The sequence below is a fragment of the uncultured Fluviicola sp. genome (genome assembly GCF_902168135.1).
Taxonomy (GTDB): domain Bacteria; phylum Bacteroidota; class Bacteroidia; order Flavobacteriales_D; family Crocinitomicaceae; genus Fluviicola.
On the sequence record NZ_CABHOL010000056.1, the window covers coordinates 1 to 25,716 of the forward strand.

Consider the following 25,716-nt stretch of genomic DNA (forward strand, 5'->3'; position numbering starts at 1 on the left):
TTTTTCAAGCAGAAGACGGCATACGAGATCTAGTACGGTCTCGTGGGCTCGGAGATGTGTATAAGAGACAGAGGTCCGTCTTAGACACGAGAAATACGGAAAAACCATTTCTATAATGAGTTTAGTGAGATTTTCATGGCCTTCTACCTGAAAGTCAAAGAAGCAATGGACGAAATAGACCTGCTGGTATTTGTTCCCATAGAAAACCCTGATAAAACCGGCTGTCCGGAATCCGAATTCCCCCAATTACGCAGGCAAGTCAACGACCTGCTGGAAGAATGGCTAGATGCTTTTGACGTGGATACAATCACGGTTAGCGGAACATTGCCGGAACGCGAGAAACAGGTCATTGAGGCCATCCTTCGATTCGATTAAACTTTTCGGGAACGGTATGATCTAAGAAACTATGAGCGAAAACGAAAAGCCGGAATTCTGGGAATCCAACTTCATCAGCAAGCAGGAAATGTGGGGAATCAATCCGGCAAAATCTGCATTAATTACCAAAGATCTTTTCCGGGAGAAATCCGTTAAGAATGTACTTATCCCCGGGATCGGTTACGGGCGAAACGCGCAGATTTTCCAGGAAAACGGCATGTCAGTAACCGGAATTGAGATTTCCGAAACAGCCATCCGGTTATTGCGGAAACATTACGGAACAGATATGATTGTCTATCACGGCTCCGTAACCGATATGCCATTCGATCAAAATCAGTTTGACGGGATTTTCTGTTACGCACTAATCCATTTGCTGGACACTGAAGAACGCAAAAAACTCATCAGTGACTGCTATAGCCAGCTTACAAACAGCGGGATCATGGTCTTTACCGTCATTTCAAAAAAAGCTCCGACTTACGGAACCGGAACACCCATCGGGAAAGACCGTTTTGAACAGTTCGGTGGAGTTAACATGTTCTTCTACGACGAAGATTCGATCCGGGAAGAGTTCGGGGAATTTGGTTTGACCGAGATCCGGGAAGTTGAAGAGAACTTTCCGTTTTATTGGATTATTTGTGAGAAAGTAAGTTAACCACTTGATATTTTTTAAGTATACTCACCCTATGAATAAATCATTCTTAACAATCTTAATCGCATTGTTTATAAGTGCTTCATGTACTGCACCTGAACTTCCCGATGTTCAGTCATTAGATAAAATTGCTGACGCAAATAGCAGTTTACTATATGATTGGAATGAAGAATCCATCAGAAATGAAAAAAGCATTTTCAATAAAAAAGATCTGGACATTAAGGTTAATCGCAAGGTTTCATTTCCTTATAAAGGTCAGAAATATTTGCTTTATCCATTTTTCAAGAAGACTTCAAACAACCACCCAATTGCGTTTCTTCATTTCTTACTCACAGAAGAAAGTTTGGACATCGCTAAACTAAGAGGTACCTCATTTAAGGATTTAACCGAACTTGATCGGGATAAAGCTTATTATTACTATCAATAAGTCTCGAATAGAATGATAGAAAATTTAGCATTTGCTTCTTCTCATTTGCTTTCTAGAATAAAGACCGATAAGTTGAATAACTTAGATTTCCTATATTTAGGATAATAATTAAATCAACCAAAAATGATCCGTGTTATTCTATTTATTATCTCATTATCAATCGGAAGTTTAATTTCCTTTGGACAAACAAGCGTTTTTGCAATTACAAATGATGGATCAATAATCAGAATTAATCCTGGAAATTGCAGTTATGAAATAATGGTACCTGGATCTCAAATCAACCAAAGCTTTACAGATATTGCTTATGATAATGGCGAATTGTATGTTTGCAACAATAAAATTTTCAGAATCGATCTATTTTCAGGGAGTGCTGTATCAACCAATATCGGATCAATCAATGATAGCCCTTTAAATGGTTTGACAAGTGATCTTAATGGAAACTTCTATGCATCCGGAGGAAAATTATCCAAAGTAATTCTATCTACAGGAAGCATTGGAAACCTTGGATTCCTAGACAATTACTATACAGCTGGAGATTTGGAAATTCATAATGAAGCTTTTTATATTGCTGCTATTGATTCAGTCGGCAGCACCAAGTTGATCCGGGTTCAAACCAATCCATTTATGATTTCGGAAATCGGTTTGTTACCAGATGCTGTTTACGGGATGACCAAACACAGCTCTTTGAATGCCGATGAAGTTTTCATCTCGAGTTTTTCAAATTTATTAGTCCTCAATTTAAACACAACCGTGACATCGGTCATTTGCCCACAAATTTGGCCAGGAATGAGTATTTACGGACTGACATCCGGACCGGAGTATTTAAACATTCAACTTCAAGCCAATTCAAGCGAAATAAATATTGTGCAACAGGAAAAACAGGTAACAATTCATATTGAAAACACGCAATTGGATCAATTCATTTACGAGATTCAAAATACTCTTGGACAAATTATTGTTTCATCGGGCATTTCTTCTCAAAACACCAGTATTAATCTAAGTAATTTTGTTAAAGGAATATATTTCCTTACCATCATTAAATCAAACCAGCCTATTCTTCAAAAAAAACTAATTTCCTTTTAATTCATTTACATGCAATCAAACCTTGCATTTTCATTTCCCTGACCCGCCTGTTCATTTACAGCGACAGATTAATCTTTGCTGGAATGGTCCCATTTTTAATCCTTGCCCTTTGTTTGATAAAAAATAAACATTGAAAATCAATCATTTAACTCATCAAGGGGTAACCCCCTATTTGCGTTTTTTTCTTAGCAAAGAGCTAACAATCAAAATTAAAACCCTAGATTCGCACCGAATTTTTAAATCACTATTTATGATGAAAAAACTACACTTAATTTTTCTTGCGTTTACTTTTTTGGGTTTTAAAGCCTATGCACAGCCATGTGCTGCCGTCATCACTGCCTCAGATGCTTTGATTTGTTCTGGTGACAGCATTACCCTTCATGCTCTTGCAAATGGTCCGGATAACCAGCTGGATGCCTCGAACACTGCCGGAAACAATCACCGAGGTAACATGTTCGATATTGTTGCCACAAATGCGGTAACTATTCTCTCTTTCGATGCTTCTCCCATGGGAAATACAACCATCGAAATCTATTACAAGGCCGGAACCTGGAACGGATTCGCTAATACACCCTCTGCATGGACGTATATCGGTTCAGCCGCCACTCCATACACCGGAGGATTCTCAACTGTTGCTGTCCCGGTAAATGTGACTATCCCGGCGGGACAAACTTATGCATTTTACGTAACGTCGAATACATCCGCAGTCAGTCTGAACTACTCAAATGGTACAGCAGTAGGAAATGTTTACTCCTCTGATGCAAACATCACTTTCCTGGAGGGAGGCGGATTGGAATATCCGTTTACGCAAAATACAGGTGCCGTTTACCAACCGCGTGTATGGAACGGAAGAATCCACTATGCCATAGCGGATCAACCGGGATCAACACTTACCTGGGGAACAGGAGAGACAACGGCATCTATTCCTGCAGCACCAACTTCCGCAACAACTTATACTGTTTCGGCAACAGTTCCCGGGTGTCCCTCAACATTAGCGGATACGCTGGCAGTAGTTGTTTCACTTCCTCCTGTAACCGCACACGCACCTTTGGTAGTTTGTGCTGAAGACGAAGTAACACTCTACGGTACCGGCGCTGAAACCTTCACATGGGACAACGGTGTAACAGACAGCCTTGCTTTCGATGCAACTGTTACAACAACTTATGTTGTTACCGGTACGGATTCCATCGGATGTGCGGATACTGACACAATAACCATGACTGTCAATCAGCTTCCTAATGTAAATGCAGGTGCAGATTTCGGGGTTTGTGAAGGGAACGATATCACTCTAACAGGACAAGGTGCAGATACTTATGCCTGGAATAACGGAGTAATGGATAATGTTCCGTTCGAACCAGCAACAACGGCTTCCTATATTCTAACGGGAACAGACACCAACGGATGTATTAAAAACGACACAATTACAGTGACCGTTAACTCTACACCAATTGTTTCTGCAGGACCGGACCTGGATCTTTGCCAGGGAATACCTCATACATTTTCAGGAACAGGTGCACAAACATATGTTTGGACCAACGGAGTAACCGATGGTACTCCGGCTATTCCTGTGAATGCAACGTACACTGTTACCGGAACAGATTCGAACGGATGTTCCGCGAGTGATCAGATGACGGTTACCATCCACAACGTGATGTCCTCGATCTTTTCATCCGGTGGAATACTCACTGCCGGGGTATTGGTCGACATGACTGCTCAGTGGGTAAATTGTGCCGATATGTCTATCATTCCGGGAGCAACAGACGTTATTTTTGAACCGACACACGGCGGAACTTACGCAATCGTTATCCAGGACAATGTTTACGGATGTATCGATACTTCAAATTGCGTAGATATTCAATTTGCAGGGATCGACGATGTGTCAGCTGCCGAGTTGAACGTTTACCCGGTTCCAACGAATGGAAAAGTAACAGTTGCTTCAACAGGAACAGTGATAGAACGCGTAGAGTTAATCGACATGCTTGGAAAAGTACTGGAAACTTCAGAACCAAATACATTGCAGGCGGAACTTGATCTTTCAGCATACGAGTCTAATACTTTTTTCCTGCGCGTTTACCGCAGCGGACAGGCGGTTTTGCTAAAAGTGGTAAAGAATTGATAAAACCAAACTTTCCGGTTGACATTTCATAAATTGTCAATTTATATTTCACCTCAGTAAACTATGTTTGCTGAGGTTTTTTATTTCAATCTAAAATTCCGATTTTACCATCTTATTTTAACGAATTTTAAGGTTTCCATCCGCTTAGAAAATCGATTTAATCACTTACCTTTATTCATTCGAAAGTACAAGCTTTATCCAATTTCACTGACCGAAAATTTTCATTCCAAACTCGCGGTCAGTCACAACTTAAAACAAACAACAACATGCGCAAAGGATTTGTATTTACACCCTATTCTGCTCCCGAGTTGTCTCCCTTCGACAGGCTGTTTGAGATCTTTAAGGAACTCATCACGCACACATCCGGGGATTTTGACGAGGCAATTGACTGGCTCCGTGTACTCGACAAGGAATACGAGCTCACTACCCCGGATTACACCATTGATGATTTCGTGGAAGATCTTCGGAAAAAGAACTTTATTCGTGATAAAAACGGAAAAGACGGAACCGGCGGAGCAGAAATTACTGCTAAAATGGAACGAGCCATTCGCCAGCATGCCCTGGAACAAATCTTCGGGAACCTGAAAAAAAGCGGGCTTGGAAATCACCGTACCAAACACAGCGGGACCGGTGATGAACAAACCGGTGATTACCGGCAGTTCAATTTCGGCGACGGACTGGAAAAAATCTCCATGACAGAGAGTCTGCGAAACGCACAGATCAACAACGGAATGGGAGAATTCCAGCTTCATGAACGTGATTTAGTGGTTGAAGAAAGCTTCTACAAAGCACAAATGAGTACGGTTTTGATGATAGACATCAGCCACAGCATGATCCTGTACGGTGAAGACCGCATTACTCCGGCTAAAAAAGTAGCCATGGCTTTGGCTGAACTTATCAAAACACGTTATCCGAAAGACACTCTCGATATCCTGGTTTTCGGAGATGATGCCTGGGCTATTGAAGCGAAAGACCTTCCCTACCTGGAAGTCGGACCGTATCACACCAATACAGTTGCAGGGCTCGAATTGGCAATGGACCTGCTTCGCAGAAAGCGCAATACCAACAAGCAGATCTTTATGATTACCGATGGAAAACCGAGTTGTGTGATCGAACCGGATGGTTCTTATTATATGAATTCTGTTGGTTTGGACAAGTACATCGTCGACAAATGCTACACAACGGCTCAACAGGCGCGTAAACTGCACATTCCAATCACCACGTTCATGATTGCGCAAGACCCGTATTTACAGCAATTCATTCAGAACTTTACAGCTGCAAACCAGGGAAAGGCATTCTATACAGGAATCCAGGGATTGGGACAAATGATCTTTGAAGATTATCAAACAAATCGAATTAAACGAATCAGAGGATAGACAACAAGTTCAAAAAGTTTAAAAGTTCAATTTGAACATTTGAACATTTGAACATTTGAACATTTGAACATTTGAACATTTGAACATTTGAACAAATTAAATACACAAACAGAACGTATGAAATCAATTAAAACATTAGGCGAATTAAAAGCATCGGGATACCAAACTAGGAGTGTTAAAGAAGAACTGCGGTCGAATTTAATGGAAGCATTGAAATCCGGGAAGCAGGCATTTGAAGGAATACACGGTTACGAAAACACGGTTATACCTGAACTGGAGCGTGCTATCCTGGCAAAACACAATATCAATTTACTGGGACTTCGCGGACAGGCAAAAACACGTTTGGCGCGCCTGATGGTAAACCTGCTTGACGAATGGATGCCGATCGTTCAGGGTTCGGAAGTAAACGATGATCCACTGGCACCGCTTTCCCGCTACGCAAAAGACCTGATTGCAGAAAAAGGAGACGACACACCGATTGCCTGGGTTCACCGTGAAGACCGCTTTGCTGAGAAACTGGCAACTCCGGATGTAACGATTGCAGACCTCATCGGGGACGTAGATCCGATCAAAGCTGCAAACATGAAATTGTCTTACGCTGACGAGCGGGTAATTCACTTCGGGATGATCCCACGCGCAAACCGGTGTATTTTCGTGATTAACGAATTACCGGATCTGCAGGCCCGCATCCAGGTGGCTTTATTCAATATTTTACAGGAAGGTGATATCCAGATACGTGGTTTCCAATTGCGCTTCCCACTGGACATTCAGTTTGTATTCACTGCAAACCCGGAAGATTACACCAACCGCGGAAGTATCGTTACACCGCTGAAAGACCGTATCGGTTCTCAAATTCTCACGCACTACCCGGAAACTATCCAGGTTGCAAGGACCATTACCGAACAGGAGGCAAAACTGGAAGGGGATCAGAAAGAGAATATCACTGTTCCGGGACTGGCAATGGACCTGATCGAACAAATTGGATTTGAAGCTCGTGAAAGCGAATACATTGACGTAAAAAGCGGTGTAAGTGCACGAATGAGTATTTCTGCCTTTGAGAACCTGGTAAGTGCAGCAGAATTGCGCGGATTGAAAAGCAAAAGCCCGAAAACAAGTGTCAGACTGGCCGATTTCCAGGGAATTATCCCAGCCTTAACGGGTAAAATGGAATTGGTATACGAAGGTGAACAGGAAGGAAGCACGTATGTTGCAGAACAATTGATCGGAAGAGCAGTAAAAACACTGTTCGAAAGCTATTTCCCGAAAGTGGAGAAATTAGAGAAACCGGGAGAAAGCGGTCCGTACCAGGAAATTGTGGATTGGTTCTTCGAACAGGATGAATTCGTTCTTTCCGAAGATGCGGATGACAAAACGTATCATGCCCAACTGGATTCTATTACTCCGCTGGAAGCTTTGATCCAAAAATACCAGCCGAAAGTTACTCCGGCAGAAAAGCATTTCCTGAAAGAATTCGTTTTATGGGGCTTGGTGGAAAGTAAGAAACTGAGCAAATCACAAATGAACAACCATACAACTTTTAGTGATCAGTTCAGCTCTTACGTCAGAGGAGGTTTGAATTAAGAGAGCGAAAAATGAGAACGAGAATGAGTAAATTAAGTTCTCGTTCTAAATCAGTTTACTTCAAGAACTTAATCTTTTTGCAATAAGATTTGTCAGTTTTAGGTCTTAAGCTGTGAGCTAACGTTTTCCATGACCCGCACAAAACAAAAAAGGGAACCCGATTCGGATTCCCTTTTATATTTTACAGTTGATTCTTATTTCTCAGTCAATTTGATCGTTGTTTTTCCTGAAGTAGAGCTTGTTGTACCTCCGGAAGTGCTGGAATTACCGATTTCAGCCTCTAAAGCCAATTCTTTACCTTTAGACTCAGTAACTGTGTAGATCATTACGTTCTCACCGGTCATGTAGCTATCTGTATCCGTAGACGTTTGAGTTGACCCTCCTTGTGGAGTGTAAGCAGTGGTTGTTGTTTCAGACAAAGTGTTGAACATTACACGCTCGTTCTTTTTGAACTCATCCCCTTTTGTTTTACCCACGAAAGACCATGTTCCGCTTGAAGTTGTAGTAACTTTTGTGGTTGCAGTAACTCCAAAAATTTCTTGAGTAGAAGACACATCTGTTGTAGAAGTCCACGTACCATCTTTCTCAATAGTCATTTCGTTTGTGTTTACAGTACCAGTAGAAGTAGTTGTAACTGTTGATCCACCACTTGTTGTAGCTGTGCTGTTAGAAACAGTAGATTCAGTCATTGTAGTAGTGTAAACTGTTTTGTCGCCATTTGACTCAGTTTCTGTTTCTGTAGAATTGTACTCAGTAACTTTCCACTCATTTGCCATTTTACCTTTGGTTGATTTACCACAAGAAGCCAATCCGGCAGCTAAAAATGCAACACTAAGGGTGCAGATAAAAATCTTTTTCATTATTGTAAGTTATAAATTAGTTGAGCAAATGTATCACTATTCGAGTAATAGTCAAACTTTTAACAAAAAGATAACTGGGTTTGCTTGATATATCCATTAGATGAATTTGCGGTTAAAAAAGAAATAACAACCTGATTCTACTCTTCTAATCTGAACATGCCTACATTCTGTTTTTCCCCGCCGGCACTGGTTCCATGCTGTTTTCATCTTCATGTCCCGGGGTAATGCTTAGAAATTTCGGAATGAGTTTTGAACGGCTAAATCTTGCGCTTCAGCCCCTGTTCGAAGGGACCTTTTTTAGAATCTTTAACAGTATTTTAGTCAAAATCAGCTACCTGACAAACTTGCGTAAACGCATTAAGATCTTTATCAAAAGAAAAAGGATCCGTTTATCGAATCCTTCCTCTTAACAATTAAATATCGGTCTCAGTCTTATTGAAGAGTCATTTTTTTAATCATCTTGGTACTGTGGCCTGACCCGGAATCCGGGGTAAATACATAATTCTTATCCAATTCAATCTCCAATGCATCTTTTTTGGACGTTTTAACCACATAAACAAGTACATTTTCTCCGGTCAAAAAAGTGGATTCGCTTGCGTTATCGGACATCACAATCGTGCCTGAATAAGCTTTTTCCTGGGTCTCAGACTTTAAAATATTGAAATGGATCCGTTCATTTTTTTCAAAATCACCTCCCTTATTTTTCTTTAAAAAGCTCCAGGTACCACTTAATTCAGTCCGGCTGTAAAAAGCAAACCCATTATTCGGATAATTGATTTCCTGCAAGTAGGTCCATGTACCGTCCTTTTTGATCGCGAATTCATGTGCTTTTACTTCTCCTGTTCTGGAATTTGTTGCACCGGGCCCGGTAGAAGGTTCATAAATCATTGAATTGGTAACGGTGCTTTCAGTCATAGTAGTCGTACTGACGTTGCGGTCCCCGTTGGATGTATTGAATTCCTGTTCCTCGAAATAAGAAACCACTTTCCAATCATTCGTCAATTTTCTTTTGGTTGTCTTGCCGCAAGAAGTCATTCCGACTAGCGTCATTACAAGTATCCCAATATATAATAAGGTATTTTTCATGCTTTTCATTTTATGTGGTATTAAGTTAAAATCCAGGATTGAATTTTGCAGCTATTTTTCTTCCAAAACAATGGATCGCGTCATTTTCTTAGTGCTGGCATTCCCGTTTATTACATCTCGTGAGTCGACATCCAATTTCAGCTCAAGTTCCTTGTTTTTGGATTTAACAATGGTGTAAACCACTATGCTTTCCCCCGGGGAATAGGTTGTTTTACTTGAGTTAGAGTTCGCTAAAACATTGTTAACAGTCTGAACGGTCGAGTTGGTACGCTCCAGGGCTTCCAGGGAAATCCGCTCATTCTTTTCAAAATCTTCTCCTTTTGATTTCTTTACAAAATTCCAGTTTCCGCTATGAACGTTCTTTACAACATAATTGCTTGTATTTCCACCGCCCAGATCTTCGTTATATACCAATTCCTGGCTCCAGGTCCAGGTACCGTCTTTTTTAATTTCGATTGTATTGGTTGTCACAGTACCAGAAGTTTCCGTCGTGATTGTGCTCCCGGAAAACGGTGTTTGTTCGGAATAATTGGAGAACGTGGTCTCGGTGTAAGTATTTTTGGAATAGCTTTTATCCCCTGCTGAATTTACAACCGTTTGTTCTTCGTTTTGAGAGACGATGGTCCAGTTGTTTGCAATTTTCCCGGTGGTCGATTTGCCGCAGGATGCCGTTCCCAGAACCAAAAATGTAAATCCAAGTCCATAAAGGATTGTTCTTTTCATAGTTTAGATGTATTAATTAAGCAATCTGTTCATACAACGCTGATTCTGATAATTTAGTTGGCACGAACAGAACAAAGTTAAACATCTTGATCAAAAATCTTTTTTTGCCCCAGTTGTTTTCCTCAGGAATTCAAACAAATAATCCACAAATAAAAATACAATACCGCTGCTAACACTGTTTTTCAGGTTTAGGATGGCATTGAATAAGAAGCGGTTGCAATAACATCAAACAACCGAATAAGCTTAGCAAATGCATGCCGAATAAATTGTTTGATCGGTAAAATGAAAAATAATATTGTTCTTTATTTGTACTTAATGGGTTAAAATGCTGACCTTTGCGGAAGAAAATATTTTTAGAATGATTCGATTCATCTTTTTAGTACCCCTAATCGCTCTTGCATTCAGCTTCACAGAGAAGAAGGAAACAAGAACTAAATTCACTGTTCAGAATATCCCTTTTGTCAATCACGAATCGGATGATACACTAAAAATCAACGACCTGGTATTTGCAGATTTCTTTTCTCCGAACGGAGACGGATATAACGATCATTTCATGATCCTGAATGTATTGAACTATCCTTCCAACTATCTAAAAGTATTCAACCGCTGGGGAGAAACCGTTTATTACGCATCACCATACCTGAACCTTTGGGACGGAAGATCAAATCAGGCTAACTCCATGCTTGGCGAAGAATGTTCGTCCGGTGTTTATTATTTTGAATTCAACGACGGATACGGAAACATTGCATCCGGTAAAATAACATTGAAACGATGAGAAAAATATACTCCCTTTTGGTGTTATTAACCATCACCGTAACATCTTCAGCGCAATTGCGTACTTTATACAATCAATACATGTTGAACCAGGGAGTATTCAATCCCGGGTACATGGATATTTCCACGCGATACAGTGCTACGCTGCATTTCAGGAAACAATGGATGACAACTCCGGAAACTCCTTTGACTTTTACAGCAAACGGTCATTATCACATTACCCAAAACCATGGAGTTGGCGCTATAGCAGTCAGTGATTTTACGAACGGAGTAAATTCCCTGGAAATCGGTGGTATTTATAATTATCACATTTGGCTGGGCGAAAGAACAGCACTTGGCTTAGGTGTAAAATTAGGTTACCAGCAGCGATCACTGCAGACAGACTACATCTATTTCAGTGAAAAAGAACCGACTCTGGACAACCGTGTTTCCCGCGGAGTAAACCTGGGAGTTGGTTTATCTATTCAGTCACAAAATTTCGATTTCGGGATTTCCATGCCGAGCATTTTTGACAATGCCTTAGCTGATCCTTCGAATTTTTACACCACCACCTACAATCATTTTTATTCGCACATCGGCTATAAGATCCGCTTCAACGACAATATTATTTTGTATCCGTCAGCAATGGCACGTGCAGTAAAAGGTTCACGCCTGAACATGTCTTTTGACGGTCACTTCCTGTTCGGCCAGCTTGTTTGGGTTGGCGGCGGCTACCAGTCCGATAATTCGGTAACCGGAAGTTTGGGTTTCTTTTTAGAAAAAGGATTACGCATCGTTTACACCTACCAGACAAGTACTTTTTCACCACACAAAACAACCTTCGAGCATACACATGAGATCACACTGAACTTTGCTCGTACAATTGAAGAACTGCCCTTTGCAAGACGCAAATTTACTACCCGAAAAGGAGGAACTTTCCGGAAGAAACAAAAGTGGTAGTCTATGGGTTGAAAACCACATAGGAACATAGAGCACATAGGTAATGTCATGAATTTTTGTTATATTAAATATATAATCATTATTCATAAACATGACAAAATCTTTTTTAGACGAGCTGACTTACAATGTTATAGGTGCGGCAATAGAAGTACATTCCAATTTGGGGCCAGGTTTATTAGAAAGCATCTATCACGAATGTATGAAAATTGAATTGGCAAAAAGGAATTTCTTTCAAGACAGAAATGTCAATTCCTGTAACATACCATGGGCAGATGTTAGAAACTATATTGCGTTGTGATTTGTATGTTGCGAATTCCTTAGTTGTAGAATTAAAAGCAACGAAAAAGATAGAACCAATATTCGAAGCACAATTACTAACCTATATGAAGCTTTTGAAATCGCCCCAAAGGAATCCATATAAATTTTAATTGCACAAATATTTTTCGTGAGGGCCAAAAGACTCTGGTTAATGAAAGGTATCGAATACTTTCTGAATAGAAATATAATTCATCTAAAAAATAAACACATCTATTCTGCTATGTGGCCTATGTTCCTATGTGGAACAAATAAAGAATCAAAACACAGATTTAAAATGCTATTTATCAATGATTTAAGAATAATCATTGAGTTTAGGGTACGAATAAGGGTACTATTGTACTCCCAACGTTCCCAGAGGGTTATAAATAATCCTCTATATTCCCTCTAATTCCCGTTCTCAGGGGTTAAAGTAGCAGATGCATGGTGTTTAACAGCAACTTTCTCCTTTTTGAATGGGTGGACATTTCACTGTTCCGTAACTGCAATAAACGCAACAATCACCCTCCAACGGTTTTAGAACTGTTTTGCACTTCTCACAGTCGTAAAAATAAGTACATGCATCCGTGGGCATGATTTCATCCTTTTTGTGTCCGCAGTTGGGACAAGTAATGGTGGAATGCAATTCTACTTCCTCATCTGAATCACAACAACGACCATGTAATCTGTGGCGATAATAATCTACAATTGTTGCAACCAACAGTCCTAGCATTCCTGCATAAAGGAAATAGACCCAGTATTTGCTATTGTTGAAATGGTATCCGTAAAAGATCAGAATGGCACTTGGAATTGCAATCATGAGCGGATACATACATCTGTGTTTCCTGTATGAAATGAAAAAACCAACCAATGATACAACGACCATTATTTGAAAAATCCACATTGTCCAACCACCGAAAACCTCGAAACTACCCAAACCAAGTGCAGATGCAGCTAGCGCAAATATTGGAAAACAGCACGGTGAGAGAATTGCCACTAACAGCATTCCAATTACACCCCATTTGCTTAAATTTTTAGCCTTACTCATTATCACAAATAATAGGTTATTTAACTCTTGCGGAAACTACAAAACAGGAAATTTTGTGTGGTATCAAATGGTGTTGTATGATCCTCGGTTATACAGCGAATCTTTTCAAATCCGTTTTGCAATTCGGCAGTCAATGTTTCTTCACTGTACTGCTTGATGTCTAACCCACTGCATTTTTTCGGACCATTTTCGGAGAACGTTCCGATAGTTAAATAACCCGTTACAGAATTTCGGGCAGTTGTCATGTACTTTTCAATTTGTTCCGTAGTGGTCAAAAAGTGAAAAGCAGCTCTGTCGTGCCAAACGTCAAATGTCGTGTTGGGTTCAAACGCTGTAATATCACTCACGACCCAATTCACTAAATCGGCTTTTGATCCCAATCTTTCCTTAGCTCGTTCCAGTGCTTTTTCTGAAATATCCAAGACGGTAATGTTTTCAAAACCATCTTCCAATAAGAAATCAACCAGTTTGCTGTCTCCACCACCAATATCGATGATGCGTGCAGATTTTTCCAAATTCAACGAGCCTATAAATTCAAGAGACGTTTTTGGAACTTCCTGTGTCCAACTTACTTGGTCGGATGTTTTTGTTTCATAAACTGTTTCCCAATGTCCCTTGTTATCCATGTTTTCCATTTCTGATTTTATCAATTTTCTATTCTTCTCCTTTGCAACAACCATCACGTTGCTTGTAACCATTTGGATCAGCTTTCACTTCATCGGCATCAAAACCAAGTAGTGAAATCTCTTTACGAATTTGTTCAGGTGTGATTTTCTTAGTCCAATAAACTACAGTTGTCGTTTGGTCAGCTTCGTTGTAAGTTACCAACTGGATTCCTTTCACAAAAACCATTTCACTTTCCAATTTCCCTCCACACGTTTCACATACTTTACAATGACTGCATGTGTTCGGAGTTTTAACTGTGATTGTTTGTCTTTTCGGTGCTTTCTGTGCTACAACTAGTTGAGTAGCAAATAAAAATGCTATAAATAATATTGTTCTCATCTTCTATTTTTTAAGTTTTAATAATGCTTCATACAACAAGTCTTCATCGCCAGGAGAATAATTGTTTCTGGTATAAACAATCTCGCCACTCTCGTTGATCAAAAAGGTGTGGGGAGTATTACTAACGCCCATTGCTCTTTTAAAATCGCTATTTGAGTCCATCAAAACTAAGAATTCCCAACCATTTGCGTTTACCAAAGTCGGAACATTGTTTTTTGTCTTTTCATCATCAACCGATACTGCTACAATGGTAACTCCTGTTTCTTCCTGCCAATCGGCATAGAGTTCGTTTAATGTTCCCATTTCTCTTTTACAAGTTGGACACCACGATGCCCAAAACGTAATAATAATTGGTCCTTTAATACCTAAATTCCCTGTATTAACCTGTTCTCCGTCAACTGTGTTTAATGATACCGACGGCAGCTTTTTTTGTTCCTGTGCAAATGATATTACTGTAAATAATAGCATGGAAAGAACCAGTAGTTGTTTTTTCATACTTGACTTTTTTAGTTTAAAGTAGATGCATAAATCTACCATTTTATATAGTTCCAATGAAACCTAAACCAGTTTCACCCTTTGAATTCTAACAGCATTCAGAATGGCTAATAACGCTACTCCGACATCGGCAAAAACGGCTTCCCATAGGGTTGCTATTCCTCCCGCACCAAGAGCTAAAACAATCACTTTAACCCCCATTGCCAACATGATGTTTTGCCAAACGATCTTCTTTGTGAGTTTCCCGATTTTGATTGCCGAAACAATTTTTGACGGTTCATCGTTCTGAATGACAATATCAGCGGTTTCAATGGTTGCATCGCTTCCCAAACCGCCCATGGCAATTCCTGCATCTGCTAAAGCAATTACTGGAGCATCGTTCACACCATCGCCCACAAAGGCAAGGGTTCTTTTCTGATCCTTCAACGCCTGTACTTTTTCTACTTTATGTTCGGGAAGTAAATCACCAAAAGCTTCATCAACTGAAAGTGCTTTAGCTACTTTATTTACGATGCTTAGCTTGTCGCCTGAAAGCATAACTGTTTTGATTCCTAAACCGTGCAAATCTTTGATTGCTTGCTCGGCATCTTCTTTGATTTCGTCTGCAATGGTGATGTAACCCGCATATTTTCCATTTATGGCAACTACCACAATAGTTTCTACAATCTGTTCTAGTTCGGAATCGAAAGCAATAGCAAATTTCTTCAACAGCTTTAAATTCCCTGCTAAAACCTCTTTTCCATCTATTATTCCTTTCAAACCATGTCCCGAAATCTCTTCGACTTGCTGGATTGTAGCATTGTTAGGTGAATCTCCTGCAAATTGAACTATTGCTGAAGCTATAGGATGTGTTGATTTGCTTTCAATGAATGCAGTAAGCCTCAACAATTCCATTGGATCGATTCCTCCGGCAACAACTTCTTGCACGTTGAAAACGCCTTTGGTCAGTGTACCTGTTTTGTCCATCACCACAGTATCAATCTTGGTCATTACATCCAAGTAATTGGAACCTTTGAACAGGATTCCGTTTCGGGATGCCAAACCGATTCCGCCGAAATAGCCCAATGGAATGGAAATCACTAATGCACACGGACAGGAAATCACCAAGAATACCAATGCTCGGTACAACCAGTCTGAAAATTGATAATCAGACACGAACAAAGAAGGAAGTAAGCAGATTCCGACCGCCAGAAACACCACGATTGGTGTATAGACTTTTGCAAACTTTGAAATGAACAATTGGGTTTGGGATTTGCGTGAAGTGGCATCCTGAACCATTGCCAATATTTTGGAAAGCTTGCTGTCTTTGAACAAAGCAGTAACCCGAATATCTGAAACAGATTGAAGGTTGATCATTCCTGCCAATATGGTTTCGCCTTTTGCTTTGTTATCGGGTTTGCTTTCACCCGTTAATGCAGCGGTATTGAATGAGGCAGTATCGGAAATCAATTCACCGTCTAATGCTACTTTTTCTCCTGACTTTACCTGAATGACTTCTCCGATCTGAACTTCTGAAGGGGAAACACTTTTCAACTGTCCATCCCGCAAAACATTGACGGTATCAGGTCGAATATCAAGCAAGGCTTTGATGCTTCGTTTGGCTTTCTGTACGGCTAATGATTGAAACAATTCGCCTATGGAATAGAATACCATTACGGCAACTCCTTCGGAATATTCGCCAATAAAAAACGCACCGACTGTGGCAATGGTCATCAGGAAGAACTCGGAAAAGAATGCTCCTTTTGCGATGGATTTAACTGCATCGATCATCACAGGTAAGCCAACGGGAACGTATGCCACTAAATACCAAATGAGTTTGATGGGATCTTTGAAAAAAGCAGGTTTGAAGACCTGTTCGAACAATATTCCCGTTAACAAAAGTGTGAAACTTACGATTGCAGGAGCGTACTGCATCCAACTCGGTTTTTCTCCGTGAGAATGATCGTGCCCGTCTTCTGCTTCTTGTTCATGAACCTCACAACAACTGTGTGGAGTACCCGTTTTGGCATCTATCTTTTCTTCCAACGAACAGCACGTCATTCTGCCCTGTGCATCGTAGGTATGAACGTGATTTGGATCTTTACTAATCATATCTTTTAATTGAATAAGGGCAAAGAACTCAGAGATGAAAAAGTCATTACTTCATGTTAAGATCCTCCAAGCCTTTGCCCCAAGATTATTAATGAGCATGTCCGCCTTCTTCCTCGGAATTTTTCATTTTTGCTAACAAACTGTATGCTCCACGCACTACCAATTGCTTTCTCAAATCGAATCCTTCAGGAAGTGTGATTGCAACGAAACCTGCTTCTGCTTTTCCAACAACAATTTCCACCATTTTGAAGACAACGTTTTTCTCTTTGCCTTCCTGATGTTCTTTTTCTTTGATGAAAATGTAGGATTTACCCTCATAAGTGACAATGGCACTTTCAGGCACGGCAGTAACCATGGCATTATCTGTTTCAACCACGGCTTTCAAGTACATTCCAGGAATCAACTCTTTGTCGTTTTTGGTGATGTCGCAATGGATTTCTACACTGCGTTCACTGTTGATTTCTCTTCCAATCAATTTTACACGTGCTTCACGCTCCTTCGTTTCATTGGTCAAACTGAACAATACCCGTTGTCCTTCACGAATAGAGGGAATGTCTTTTTCGTAAACAGTCAATTCAACGTGTAACTCTGCGGTGTTTACAATTTCAATTAGCACATCGGTTGGGTTCACAAATGCCCCAATATTGGTGTTTACTTTGGTAACGTACCCCGAAATCGGAGAATACAGATTGATGGTGTTCTGAATTTTTCCGTTTTGAAGTTTATTGACATTGATTTTCAACAGTTCCAATCGGGATTTTAACCCTTCAATGCGCCCTTTTGCAGACAGGTAATTTGCCTTCGCCTGTTCCAATGATTTTTTGGCATTTATGTTTTCCTTTGCCAATTCTTTTTGACGCTCGTACTCTGAATTCAGAAACTCCAGTTGTCCGTAGTTTTCCAAATACTCTTGTTGCAATTGGATGTAGTCCTGATTTTCCATGATGGCAACAACTTGTCCTTTTGAAACTTTTGAACCTGGCAATAACTGTGTAGATTTTACGAACCCTGCCATGGGTGCGGAAACAGAAACTTTACTTTGAGGCGGAACATCTAAAAAGCCGTTCACAGAAATAACTCCACTAATGCTTCGTTTTTCGATACTTCCCAGTGAAATTTCAGCAGATTCATATTGCGCCTGTGTCAATTCAACTGTTTCAGCTTGTTCGTCGTGATGTTCTTCTTTCGGTTCCGTGCTTGCTTCTTCACCTCCGCAAGATGCAAGTAAACCAAGGAACGCTAAATATATTAACCAATTCGTTTTCATATCTCTAATTTTTCTATCATTCAGCCATTAGGTAGTTCAGGTAAAGCAGGCTTGAATTGTATTCGTTTACTGCGTTTAAGTACCCTTCACCAATAGCTATTGTTTGCTGTGTATTTAATAAATGTGTCGTGAAATTGATTTCACCCAATTCGAATGATTTGATGGATTGCTTTTCAATCAGTTCGGCATTCGGCATGGCTGAAGTGGTGTAATAATCCATTAGGTTTTTACTCGATTGTACTTTCATTAGTGCCTTTTCGTACTCGCTTTGTAATCCGTTCAAATAACTCTCGTACTCCAAACTTTTCACGTCCCGATTAATGGAAGCGGCTTTAGCTTTGTTTAGATCAGGACCAAACCAAAGCGGAATGGTTAAACCAACCTGAAATCCTTGAAAACGATCTGAACGTCCTGCCAACTGGGTTGAATTTTCAGCAAGCAACCCACCGTATAGTGTTTGATTGAAATAGCCTACCCGAAACTCCGGAAGAGCCGAATTGGTCATAAGTTTTCGCTCATTTTCTGCAATGGCAATCTGCTGTTCCAAATACTCGGCTTGTGGATTGTTTTTCAATGCCGATGTATCTTGCAACGAAATCATGTTTAGTGGAGTGAGCGCGCTTACTTCGAATTGAACAGACGTTTTAGAACCTAACAAAAACTGTAATCTTCGGGCTATTCCATTCAACTCGGCATCTACTTGATTCTGCTTACTATGCACCTCATTCAAACGAGTTTCAACGGTTGTTTTTTCGAGTAATGATCCTTCTCCTGTCTGATAATTCAAATCGGTTGCTTTTGCAAAACGTTGCAACAAGGTGTCTTGCTTTGCTAACAGTTTTTTGTAGGAATTCCAGTAGGTACTTTGCGTGTAGAGCTGACGAATTTCGAAGGTCAACTCATTTTTAGATACTGCAAGTGCCAAAGTAGCCCCTTCGGATTGAGATTGTGCTAAATTCGACTTTGCAACAAATACCGTTGGAAAAGGAATGGTTTGCGAAATGGTAATGTTGTTATCGCCTTTGTAATAACTGTTGTACTGACCAATCATTACACTTACATCTGTTTTGGGCAATTCACTACTGGTTTTCTTCAACTGATCGTAATACTGGATTTGTTTCGATTTGGATTGCAAACTTTTATTGTTTGAGTAAGCAACCTGCAATGCAGAATCCAATGAAAGGGTAGTTTGTCCATATCCGAATTGCGCTACCAGTAAACCAAGAATGAGGATTCCGATTGGTTTGGTGATGAATCTTGTCTTTTTGTTCATGGCTTTCGGTCTATTTGTGAGGTAATAAATGCATGGAAGCACTACCAAAGTGAGTAATGTGGCAGTAATTAATCCACCAATAACAACGGTTGCCAATGGTTTTTGAACCTCTGCACCGCTTCCGTGAGAAAGTGCCATGGGCAAGAATCCGAGGGAAGCAACTGCTGCTGTCATTACAACTGGACGCAGACGGGTCTGCGTTGCTTTTAAAATGCGCTCTTTCACGTCGTCTATACCTTCTTTTTTCAAGTGGTTGAATTCTCCAATGAGAACAATACCATTCAACACGGCTACTCCGAAGAGTGCAATGAAACCGACTCCCGCAGAAATACTAAAAGGCATATCACGCAACCACAAGGCAACTACTCCACCAATTGCAGACAATGGAATGGCTGAAAAAATCAGCAAACTTTGACGCATGGAACTGAAGGTGAAATAAAGTAACATCAAGATGAGTAACAATGCAACGGGAACGGCTATTGACAAACGACCTCGTGCTTCTTGCAGGTTCTCAAATGTTCCGCCGTAAGTTGGATAATAACCAGGTGCAAAGTCAACGTTTTGTTCTACTTTCTGTTGAAGTTCTTTGACGAGGCTTTCTACATCTCGCCCACGCACGTTGAATCCAATGGTTATTCTTCGTTTTGCATCGTCTCGCTGAATCTGAATAGGTGCTAAATCATCAAAACAAACACTTGCTACTTGTGAAAGTGGAATCTGATTTCCATTAGGTGCTTTCACGTATAAGTTCTGAACGTCTTCGATACTTGTGCGCAGTTCCTTTTCCATTCTAACCACTAGATCAAAACGTTTTTCACCTTCATACACCAATCCCGCCGATTGTCCTGCAAATGCGGAATTGATAACGGTATTGATGTCTTCAATGTTCAAACCAAAGCGGGCAAGTGCATCCCGATCATAGGAAATAAGAATTTGACGTGCGCCTTTTACATTTTCGAGGTACAAATCAGTTGCGCCGTCGATAGTACCTACAATCCCTGCAATTTTCTTGGAGTAACTGGTCAGCATGTCTAAATCTTCCCCGTAGACTTTGATCACTACGTCTTGTCTTGCTCCCGTCATGAGTTCGTTGAAACGCATTTGAATGGGTTGCTGAAATCCGAAGGTAACTCCCGGAACATCTTCCAACTCCTCAGTCATCAGGTTAGCCAGTTCGTCTTTGTCTTTTGTTTTTGTCCAGTTTGATTTGTCTTTCAAAATCACCATCATATCGCAGGCTTCAATGGGCATGGGATCGGTGGGTATTTCTCCCGAACCAATTTTCCCAACTACCATTTCCACTTCATCGGGAAAACGCTCCAATAATATTTTAGAGCCTTTGTTCGACGCATCAATGGTTTCTTCTAAACTGCTACCAGACATCACACGGGTTTCGACCGCAAAATCGCCTTCGTCCAAGGAGGGAAGGAATTCTGCACCCAATTTGGTAAACAATAACAAAGACGCAACAAACAATACTACCGCAGAACCAATGATCCATTTCGGAACATTCAGTGCTTTGTTGATAATAGGATTGTACACTCGCTGAATGGCATCCACTAAGCGATCTGAAAAATTACGTTTGTGTTTGGTATTCTTGCTCAAAAACAAGGCACTCATCATTGGAACGTAAGTAAGGGAGAGTAGAAATGCACCCAAGATGGCAAAAGAAACCGTTTGCGCCATGGGCTTGAACATCTTTCCTTCAATGCCAACCAACGCTAAAATGGGCAGATAAACAATTAAGATAATGATTTCTCCGAATGCTGCCGATGAACGGATTTTACTCGCAGATTTATAGACTTCTTTGTCCATTTCATGTTGTGTCAGATTTCGATCAACTTGCAGGTGTTTCATGTGATGGAGTGTTGCCTCCACAATGATTACTGCACCATCCACAATTAATCCGAAATCTATTGCTCCCAAACTCATCAGGTTTCCTGAAACACCGAATAAATTCATCAATGAAATGGCAAACAGCATTGCCAATGGAATGACGGAAGCCACAATCAATCCTGCACGGAAATTTCCGAGGAACAAGACCAAAATAAATATCACTATCAGCGCACCTTCCAACAAGTTTTTTGAAACCGTTCCAATGGCACTGTCTACCAATTTTGTGCGATCTAAAAAGGGTTCAATGCGTACACCTTTGGGCAACGTTTTTTCAATTTGTGCAATCCGTTTTTTTACGTTCGCTATGACCTGCGAGGAATTTGCTCCTTTCAGCATCATCACAATTCCACCCACGGCTTCTCCTTTATCGTTGTAGGTTAAAGCTCCATAGCGAATGGCATTTCCAAAGCGAACCTGTGCCACATCCCGAATTAAAACAGGCAATCCGTTGTCCATTTGTTTCACAACGATACGTTTGATGTCTTCAATGCTTCCAATCAATCCTTCACTGCGGATGTACCAAGCATTTGGTTTTTTATCAATGTATGCACCTCCTGTGTTCTGGTTGTTTTTTTCAAGTGCGTTAAACACATCGGTTATGGTGATTCCCAAACTATTGAGTTTATCGGGGTTCAGGGCAACTTCGTATTGCTTTAGGTAACCTCCGAAACTGCTCACATCGGCAATACCTTCTACACCCAATAGCTGGCGGCGCACAATCCAATCCTGAATAGTACGCAGTTCCATAGCGGAGTACTTTTTTTCATACCCTTTTTTGGCGTGAATGGTGTATTGGTAAATCTCGCCCAATCCTGTTGTAACAGGTGCCAATTCAGGGATTCCAACACCTGAAGGAATCTCGTTCATAGCTACTGTTAGCCGTTCGGAAACCATTTGGCGAGCCTGATAAATGTCTACGCCATCTTTAAAGACAACGGTAACAACGCTTAATCCAAAGCGTGAAAAGGATCGCACTTCTTCAATCTCTGGTATGGTGGCAACCGACTGCTCCACAGGGTAAGTAACCAACCGCTCAATGTCCTGTGCCGACTGCGAGGGAGCGGAAGTAATAATTTGAATCTGATTGTTTGTAATATCAGGAACGGCATCAATGGGAAGTCTTGTCAATGAATAACTTCCCCAACCAACTAAAGCAAGCATTAGCATGCCTATAATTAGCTTATTCCTAATGGAAAAGCGAATAACTGCATCCAGCATAAAATAAAATTTAATGTAATAAATAGCTCTTCCGAAGGTATTCGGAATTTCGAGAAACGAGTGTATTAAGCTATTTTAGGCGGTTGCCAGATGCTTCCGTTGTATTCGGAAAAGGTAAAGCGGTAATCAGGTAATTCAGATTTTTCTTTGTCTACAACAACCGTTGTATGCTCTATGATCAGATTGGGTTCTTTTTTGAAAATATAAACCAATTGAGCTGTTCCATGGTTATGTGAAAAGGGGCAATTCTCCTGTTCGCTATCGTGATGTTCGTGTTTGTCGTGTTCCTGATCACTTGTAAAATGTTCACCAATAAATTCAAGAAACCCTATTTCATGGTGCTCCTCGTTGTGATGATTGTAATGAGCAATGAATTTTGGAACAAAAGAAAAGGCATGCGCTGTTTCTCCTGGGAAAGTAATCACCAGAACAAGAAACAAAACAAATGCTTTTTTCAGTTTATTCATTGGGCATAAATATAATGAAAAACAAGTGTTTCTGTCGTTGATTTTAAAAATTAAATGGTGAGGTTAGACGCCGTGTGAAAGTTGAAATTTTCCGCGAATGTCTTTGCTGAATTATAAAGTTACTTTTTCTATTAGAAATAGAAAACATAATTATTGCTTATTAGAGGAGTAAAAACAATTCAAAATTCCTTCAGAATTTGCATTGTATCTTTATCGAGTGAAAATTCTAATTATAGAGGACGAACTCGAATTATCAAAAGATATTATTGGATACTTGAATGCCCAAGATTATTTGTGTGAACTGGCAGCAGATTATAACCAAGCTATTGACAAAATTTCTGCATACACGTACGACTGTATTTTATTGGATTTAATGATTCCCTTTGGTAATGGTTTGGAAGTACTGGAAAGACTGAAAGCTGAAAAACGTTCGGATGGTGTTATTATCATTTCCGCAAAAGGTGCGCTTGACGATAAAATTAAGGGATTACAGTTGGGAGCGGATGATTATTTAGCCAAACCCTTTCATCTATCCGAACTATCTGCACGCATCTATTCAGTTATTCGTAGAAAGCAATTTGACAATTCGAATACCATAACACACGATGAATTGACAGTAGACATACTTTCCAAAACAGTTACGGTTGGCTCAAATATAGTTTCACTCACTAAAAAAGAATTTGATTTGTTGTTGCTCTTTTTGGGCAATAAGAATAAGGTCATTTCGAAGAATGCATTGGCAGAACATCTTTCCGGAGACATTGCAGATATGTTTGATAATCACGATTTCGTGTATGCTCATGTAAAGAACCTCAAAAAGAAGTTGACCGAAGCAGGATGCGATAATTATCTCAAAACAATTTACGGAACGGGCTATAAATGGGAACTATGAGTAAATTACTGGATAAACCTTTTCGATCATTCACCATTTACGCACTCGTTATTTTGGTATGCAGTGTTCCTGTCTACTATTTTGTTGTCGATGCTATTTGGATGGAAGAATTGGATGAACACAACTGGATCATCCGTAAACGAATGGAAAAGGGAATTCAAACGGCAAAAGTCGATGAAAAACAACTCAACCAAACACTTAAAATTTGGAATAAACTGCAACCGGGAACAAAGTTGGTCGCTATTGACGAAAAGAACATAACCCAAAATCGTATTTATACAACGAGAACCTACAATCCTTTCGAGCATGAAATAGATCGCTTCAGGGTTTTATCTACTGCGATTTGGGTGAATGAAAAACCTTATCAGCTGACGATCTCTACGAATGTCGAAGAAGCAGATGAAACGCTGATTGCAATTGCCTTTGTTACGGTATTTTTCTTTTTTCTTTTAGTTATTGGTTTTGTCTTTTTAAACAAACGAATTTCTAAAAAAAGCTGGAAACCATTCTACAAAACCCTGGATCAACTCAAGAACTTTGATCTAAGTAAAGACCAGCACATTCAATTTGAACAATCCGATATTGAGGAATTTGAAGAATTGAATCAAGAGCTGACCACATTGATTAAAAAGAATGCGACTACATTCAATCAACAAAAACGGTTCATCGAAAACGCTTCTCACGAATTGCAAACTCCTTTGTCTGTTTTAAAAACCAAAATGGATGTCTTGTTGCAGAATAACACCCTGTCCGAACAAGAAGCTTCGACTATTGAAGCGATCAATTCAAGTCTTTCCCGAATCTCGCGAATCAATAAGAATCTTTTGCTTTTAGCCAAAATAGAAAATCATCAGTTTGCAGAAGAGATGCCAGTAAATATTAAACAAACATTAGCAGAGAATATTGAATTGTTGGATGATTACTTTCAAAGCAAAGGTATTCACGTTCAAATGAACGTCGAACATTATTCCGTGAAATGTAATCCTACTTTATTGGAAGTGTTATTCAATAACTTAGCTACAAACGTGATTAGGCATGGTAATAAGAATGATATTTTACGAATTAATCTAACTGGCAATAAACTCACTTTTTCGAATACTGGGGCAGCCTCATTGAGTGCGGATAATTTGTTTATTCGTTTTGGAATTTCATCTTCTGAGACAACCAATAGCGGCTTAGGACTTGCAATCTCCAAAGAAATTTGTGATCGTTATAATTGGACGCTTTCTTATCAATTTAATGATCATTTACACGCCTTCAGTATTGAATTCTAAATGTCTTCAGAATCGGTTCGGAAGTTTGTCTTGTAACTTATAAAATAATCTTCATGAAACGATTAATCTTAACAGGAACATTGGCACTATCAATAGCTGGATGTAGTTCTGCTCAAAAAACAGAAAAGGAAGGAAAAGGCTCGAAAATCCCGGCAACAGTTCAGGAGGCTTTCAAAAAACAATTTCCAACAATTACTGATGTGGATTGGGAACAAGAAGGTTCGAATTACGAAGCCGAATTTGAAAACGGTGAAATAGAAACTTCTGTAGTTATCAATACAAGTGGTGTTATCTTGGAAACAGAAACAGAAATGGAAACGAGCGCACTTCCAAAGGCAGTTTTAGACTATATAGAATTGAATTACAAAGGTCAAAAAGTAAAAGAAGCTGCTAAAATTGTTCTAAATGATGGTACAGTCAACTACGAAGCTGAGGTAAACAAAAAAGACGTTATTTTCGATAGCAATGGTACATTCATCAAAGTGATTACTGAATAACATGAAAATC

At 39.9% G+C, this 25,716-nt stretch carries 23 protein-coding genes and 2 pseudogenes; 13 read left to right on the plus strand and 12 right to left on the minus strand.

Going from position 1 to position 25,716, the window contains the following annotated elements:
* Positions 1 to 135 precede the first annotated feature (135 nt).
* The 7 genes from QZT69_RS18725 (at position 136) to QZT69_RS18755 (ending at position 7,607) form a co-directional block, all read left to right on the plus strand.
* Positions 136 to 375, plus strand: coding sequence for a hypothetical protein (locus QZT69_RS18725; RefSeq protein WP_294680261.1), 240 nt, complete (start codon positions 136 to 138; stop codon positions 373 to 375).
* 31 nt (positions 376 to 406) lie between these two features.
* Entirely contained in the window at positions 407 to 1,027 is a 621-nt protein-coding gene (locus tag QZT69_RS18730) for a bifunctional 2-polyprenyl-6-hydroxyphenol methylase/3-demethylubiquinol 3-O-methyltransferase UbiG (protein ID WP_294680262.1), read from the plus strand.
* 31 nt (positions 1,028 to 1,058) lie between these two features.
* Complete coding sequence (locus QZT69_RS18735) at positions 1,059 to 1,451, plus strand: hypothetical protein (RefSeq protein WP_294680263.1); 393 nt, start codon at positions 1,059 to 1,061, stop codon at positions 1,449 to 1,451.
* 123 nt (positions 1,452 to 1,574) lie between these two features.
* Positions 1,575 to 2,534: a T9SS type A sorting domain-containing protein gene (locus QZT69_RS18740; protein WP_294680264.1), complete on the plus strand. Its 960-nt coding sequence runs from the start codon at positions 1,575 to 1,577 to the stop codon at positions 2,532 to 2,534.
* Positions 2,535 to 2,784: 250 nt separating this feature from the next.
* Positions 2,785 to 4,650 (plus strand): T9SS type A sorting domain-containing protein, encoded by a 1,866-nt coding sequence (locus QZT69_RS18745; protein WP_294680265.1) that lies wholly within the window; start codon positions 2,785 to 2,787, stop codon positions 4,648 to 4,650.
* A 266-nt stretch (positions 4,651 to 4,916) separates the two neighbouring features.
* Positions 4,917 to 6,026, plus strand: a complete 1,110-nt coding sequence (locus tag QZT69_RS18750; protein WP_294680266.1) for a VWA domain-containing protein — start codon at positions 4,917 to 4,919, stop codon at positions 6,024 to 6,026.
* 117 nt (positions 6,027 to 6,143) lie between these two features.
* Entirely contained in the window at positions 6,144 to 7,607 is a 1,464-nt protein-coding gene (locus QZT69_RS18755) for a magnesium chelatase (protein ID WP_294680267.1), read from the plus strand.
* A gap of 194 nt (positions 7,608 to 7,801) precedes the next feature.
* Here QZT69_RS18755 and QZT69_RS18760 read toward each other — a convergent pair whose 3' ends face one another.
* The 3 genes from QZT69_RS18760 to QZT69_RS18770 all read right to left on the minus strand — a co-directional run bounded on the left by QZT69_RS18760 (position 7,802) and on the right by QZT69_RS18770 (position 10,276).
* The gene (locus QZT69_RS18760) at positions 7,802 to 8,467 is read right to left on the minus strand and encodes a hypothetical protein (RefSeq protein ID WP_294680268.1); all 666 of its coding nucleotides are present in this window, start codon (positions 8,465 to 8,467) and stop codon (positions 7,802 to 7,804) included.
* A gap of 432 nt (positions 8,468 to 8,899) precedes the next feature.
* Positions 8,900 to 9,553, minus strand: a complete 654-nt coding sequence (locus tag QZT69_RS18765; RefSeq protein WP_294680269.1) for a hypothetical protein — start codon at positions 9,551 to 9,553, stop codon at positions 8,900 to 8,902.
* A 51-nt stretch (positions 9,554 to 9,604) separates the two neighbouring features.
* The gene (locus QZT69_RS18770) at positions 9,605 to 10,276 is read right to left on the minus strand and encodes a hypothetical protein (RefSeq protein WP_294680270.1); all 672 of its coding nucleotides are present in this window, start codon (positions 10,274 to 10,276) and stop codon (positions 9,605 to 9,607) included.
* A 358-nt stretch (positions 10,277 to 10,634) separates the two neighbouring features.
* On the opposite strand from QZT69_RS18770, the gene QZT69_RS18775 reads away from it, so the two are divergent.
* The 3 genes and pseudogenes from QZT69_RS18775 (at position 10,635) to QZT69_RS18785 (ending at position 12,417) form a co-directional block, all read left to right on the plus strand.
* A complete protein-coding gene (locus tag QZT69_RS18775) occupies positions 10,635 to 11,051 on the plus strand; it encodes a gliding motility-associated C-terminal domain-containing protein (protein ID WP_294680271.1) in 417 nt (138 codons plus the stop codon).
* Positions 11,048 to 11,989 carry a PorP/SprF family type IX secretion system membrane protein gene (locus QZT69_RS18780; RefSeq protein WP_294680272.1) on the plus strand — a complete coding sequence of 314 codons (942 nt, stop codon included), beginning with the start codon at positions 11,048 to 11,050 and terminating at the stop codon, positions 11,987 to 11,989. Before QZT69_RS18775 ends, QZT69_RS18780 begins: the two co-directional genes overlap by 4 nt.
* 91 nt (positions 11,990 to 12,080) lie before the next feature.
* A pseudogene (locus QZT69_RS18785) lies at positions 12,081 to 12,417 on the plus strand (GxxExxY protein).
* 317 nt (positions 12,418 to 12,734) lie between these two features.
* Here the strand turns inward: QZT69_RS18785 and QZT69_RS18790 are convergent.
* The 9 genes and pseudogenes from QZT69_RS18790 to QZT69_RS18830 all read right to left on the minus strand — a co-directional run bounded on the left by QZT69_RS18790 (position 12,735) and on the right by QZT69_RS18830 (position 23,043).
* Positions 12,735 to 12,929, minus strand: a complete 195-nt coding sequence (locus QZT69_RS18790; protein WP_294680334.1) for a GDCCVxC domain-containing (seleno)protein — start codon at positions 12,927 to 12,929, stop codon at positions 12,735 to 12,737.
* Positions 12,930 to 12,992: 63 nt separating this feature from the next.
* Positions 12,993 to 13,331: pseudogene (locus QZT69_RS18795) on the minus strand (MerC domain-containing protein); the annotation flags it as partial.
* Between the two features lie 20 nt (positions 13,332 to 13,351).
* On the minus strand, positions 13,352 to 13,966 hold the full coding sequence (locus tag QZT69_RS18800; protein ID WP_294680335.1) for a trans-aconitate 2-methyltransferase: 615 nt from the start codon (positions 13,964 to 13,966) through the stop codon (positions 13,352 to 13,354).
* Between the two features lie 19 nt (positions 13,967 to 13,985).
* On the minus strand, positions 13,986 to 14,336 hold the full coding sequence (locus QZT69_RS18805; protein WP_294680273.1) for a hypothetical protein: 351 nt from the start codon (positions 14,334 to 14,336) through the stop codon (positions 13,986 to 13,988).
* 3 nt (positions 14,337 to 14,339) lie between these two features.
* Positions 14,340 to 14,831 (minus strand): TlpA disulfide reductase family protein, encoded by a 492-nt coding sequence (locus QZT69_RS18810; RefSeq protein WP_294680274.1) that lies wholly within the window; start codon positions 14,829 to 14,831, stop codon positions 14,340 to 14,342.
* 63 nt (positions 14,832 to 14,894) lie between these two features.
* Positions 14,895 to 16,922, minus strand: a complete 2,028-nt coding sequence (locus QZT69_RS18815) for a heavy metal translocating P-type ATPase (protein WP_294680275.1) — start codon at positions 16,920 to 16,922, stop codon at positions 14,895 to 14,897.
* 88 nt (positions 16,923 to 17,010) lie between these two features.
* Complete coding sequence (locus tag QZT69_RS18820) at positions 17,011 to 18,189, minus strand: efflux RND transporter periplasmic adaptor subunit (RefSeq protein ID WP_294680276.1); 1,179 nt, start codon at positions 18,187 to 18,189, stop codon at positions 17,011 to 17,013.
* 16 nt (positions 18,190 to 18,205) lie between these two features.
* Positions 18,206 to 22,576: a CusA/CzcA family heavy metal efflux RND transporter gene (locus QZT69_RS18825; RefSeq protein ID WP_294680277.1), complete on the minus strand. Its 4,371-nt coding sequence runs from the start codon at positions 22,574 to 22,576 to the stop codon at positions 18,206 to 18,208.
* 65 nt (positions 22,577 to 22,641) lie between these two features.
* Positions 22,642 to 23,043, minus strand: coding sequence for a hypothetical protein (locus QZT69_RS18830; RefSeq protein WP_294680278.1), 402 nt, complete (start codon positions 23,041 to 23,043; stop codon positions 22,642 to 22,644).
* A 217-nt stretch (positions 23,044 to 23,260) separates the two neighbouring features.
* Between QZT69_RS18830 and QZT69_RS18835 the strand changes: the two genes are divergently transcribed.
* The 3 genes from QZT69_RS18835 (at position 23,261) to QZT69_RS18845 (ending at position 25,706) form a co-directional block, all read left to right on the plus strand.
* The gene (locus tag QZT69_RS18835) at positions 23,261 to 23,935 is read left to right on the plus strand and encodes a response regulator transcription factor (RefSeq protein ID WP_294680279.1); all 675 of its coding nucleotides are present in this window, start codon (positions 23,261 to 23,263) and stop codon (positions 23,933 to 23,935) included.
* 143 nt (positions 23,936 to 24,078) lie between these two features.
* Entirely contained in the window at positions 24,079 to 25,209 is a 1,131-nt protein-coding gene (locus QZT69_RS18840) for a HAMP domain-containing sensor histidine kinase (protein ID WP_294680280.1), read from the plus strand.
* Positions 25,210 to 25,262: 53 nt separating this feature from the next.
* A complete protein-coding gene (locus tag QZT69_RS18845; RefSeq protein ID WP_294680281.1) occupies positions 25,263 to 25,706 on the plus strand; it encodes a PepSY-like domain-containing protein in 444 nt (147 codons plus the stop codon).
* Positions 25,707 to 25,716 lie beyond the last annotated feature (10 nt).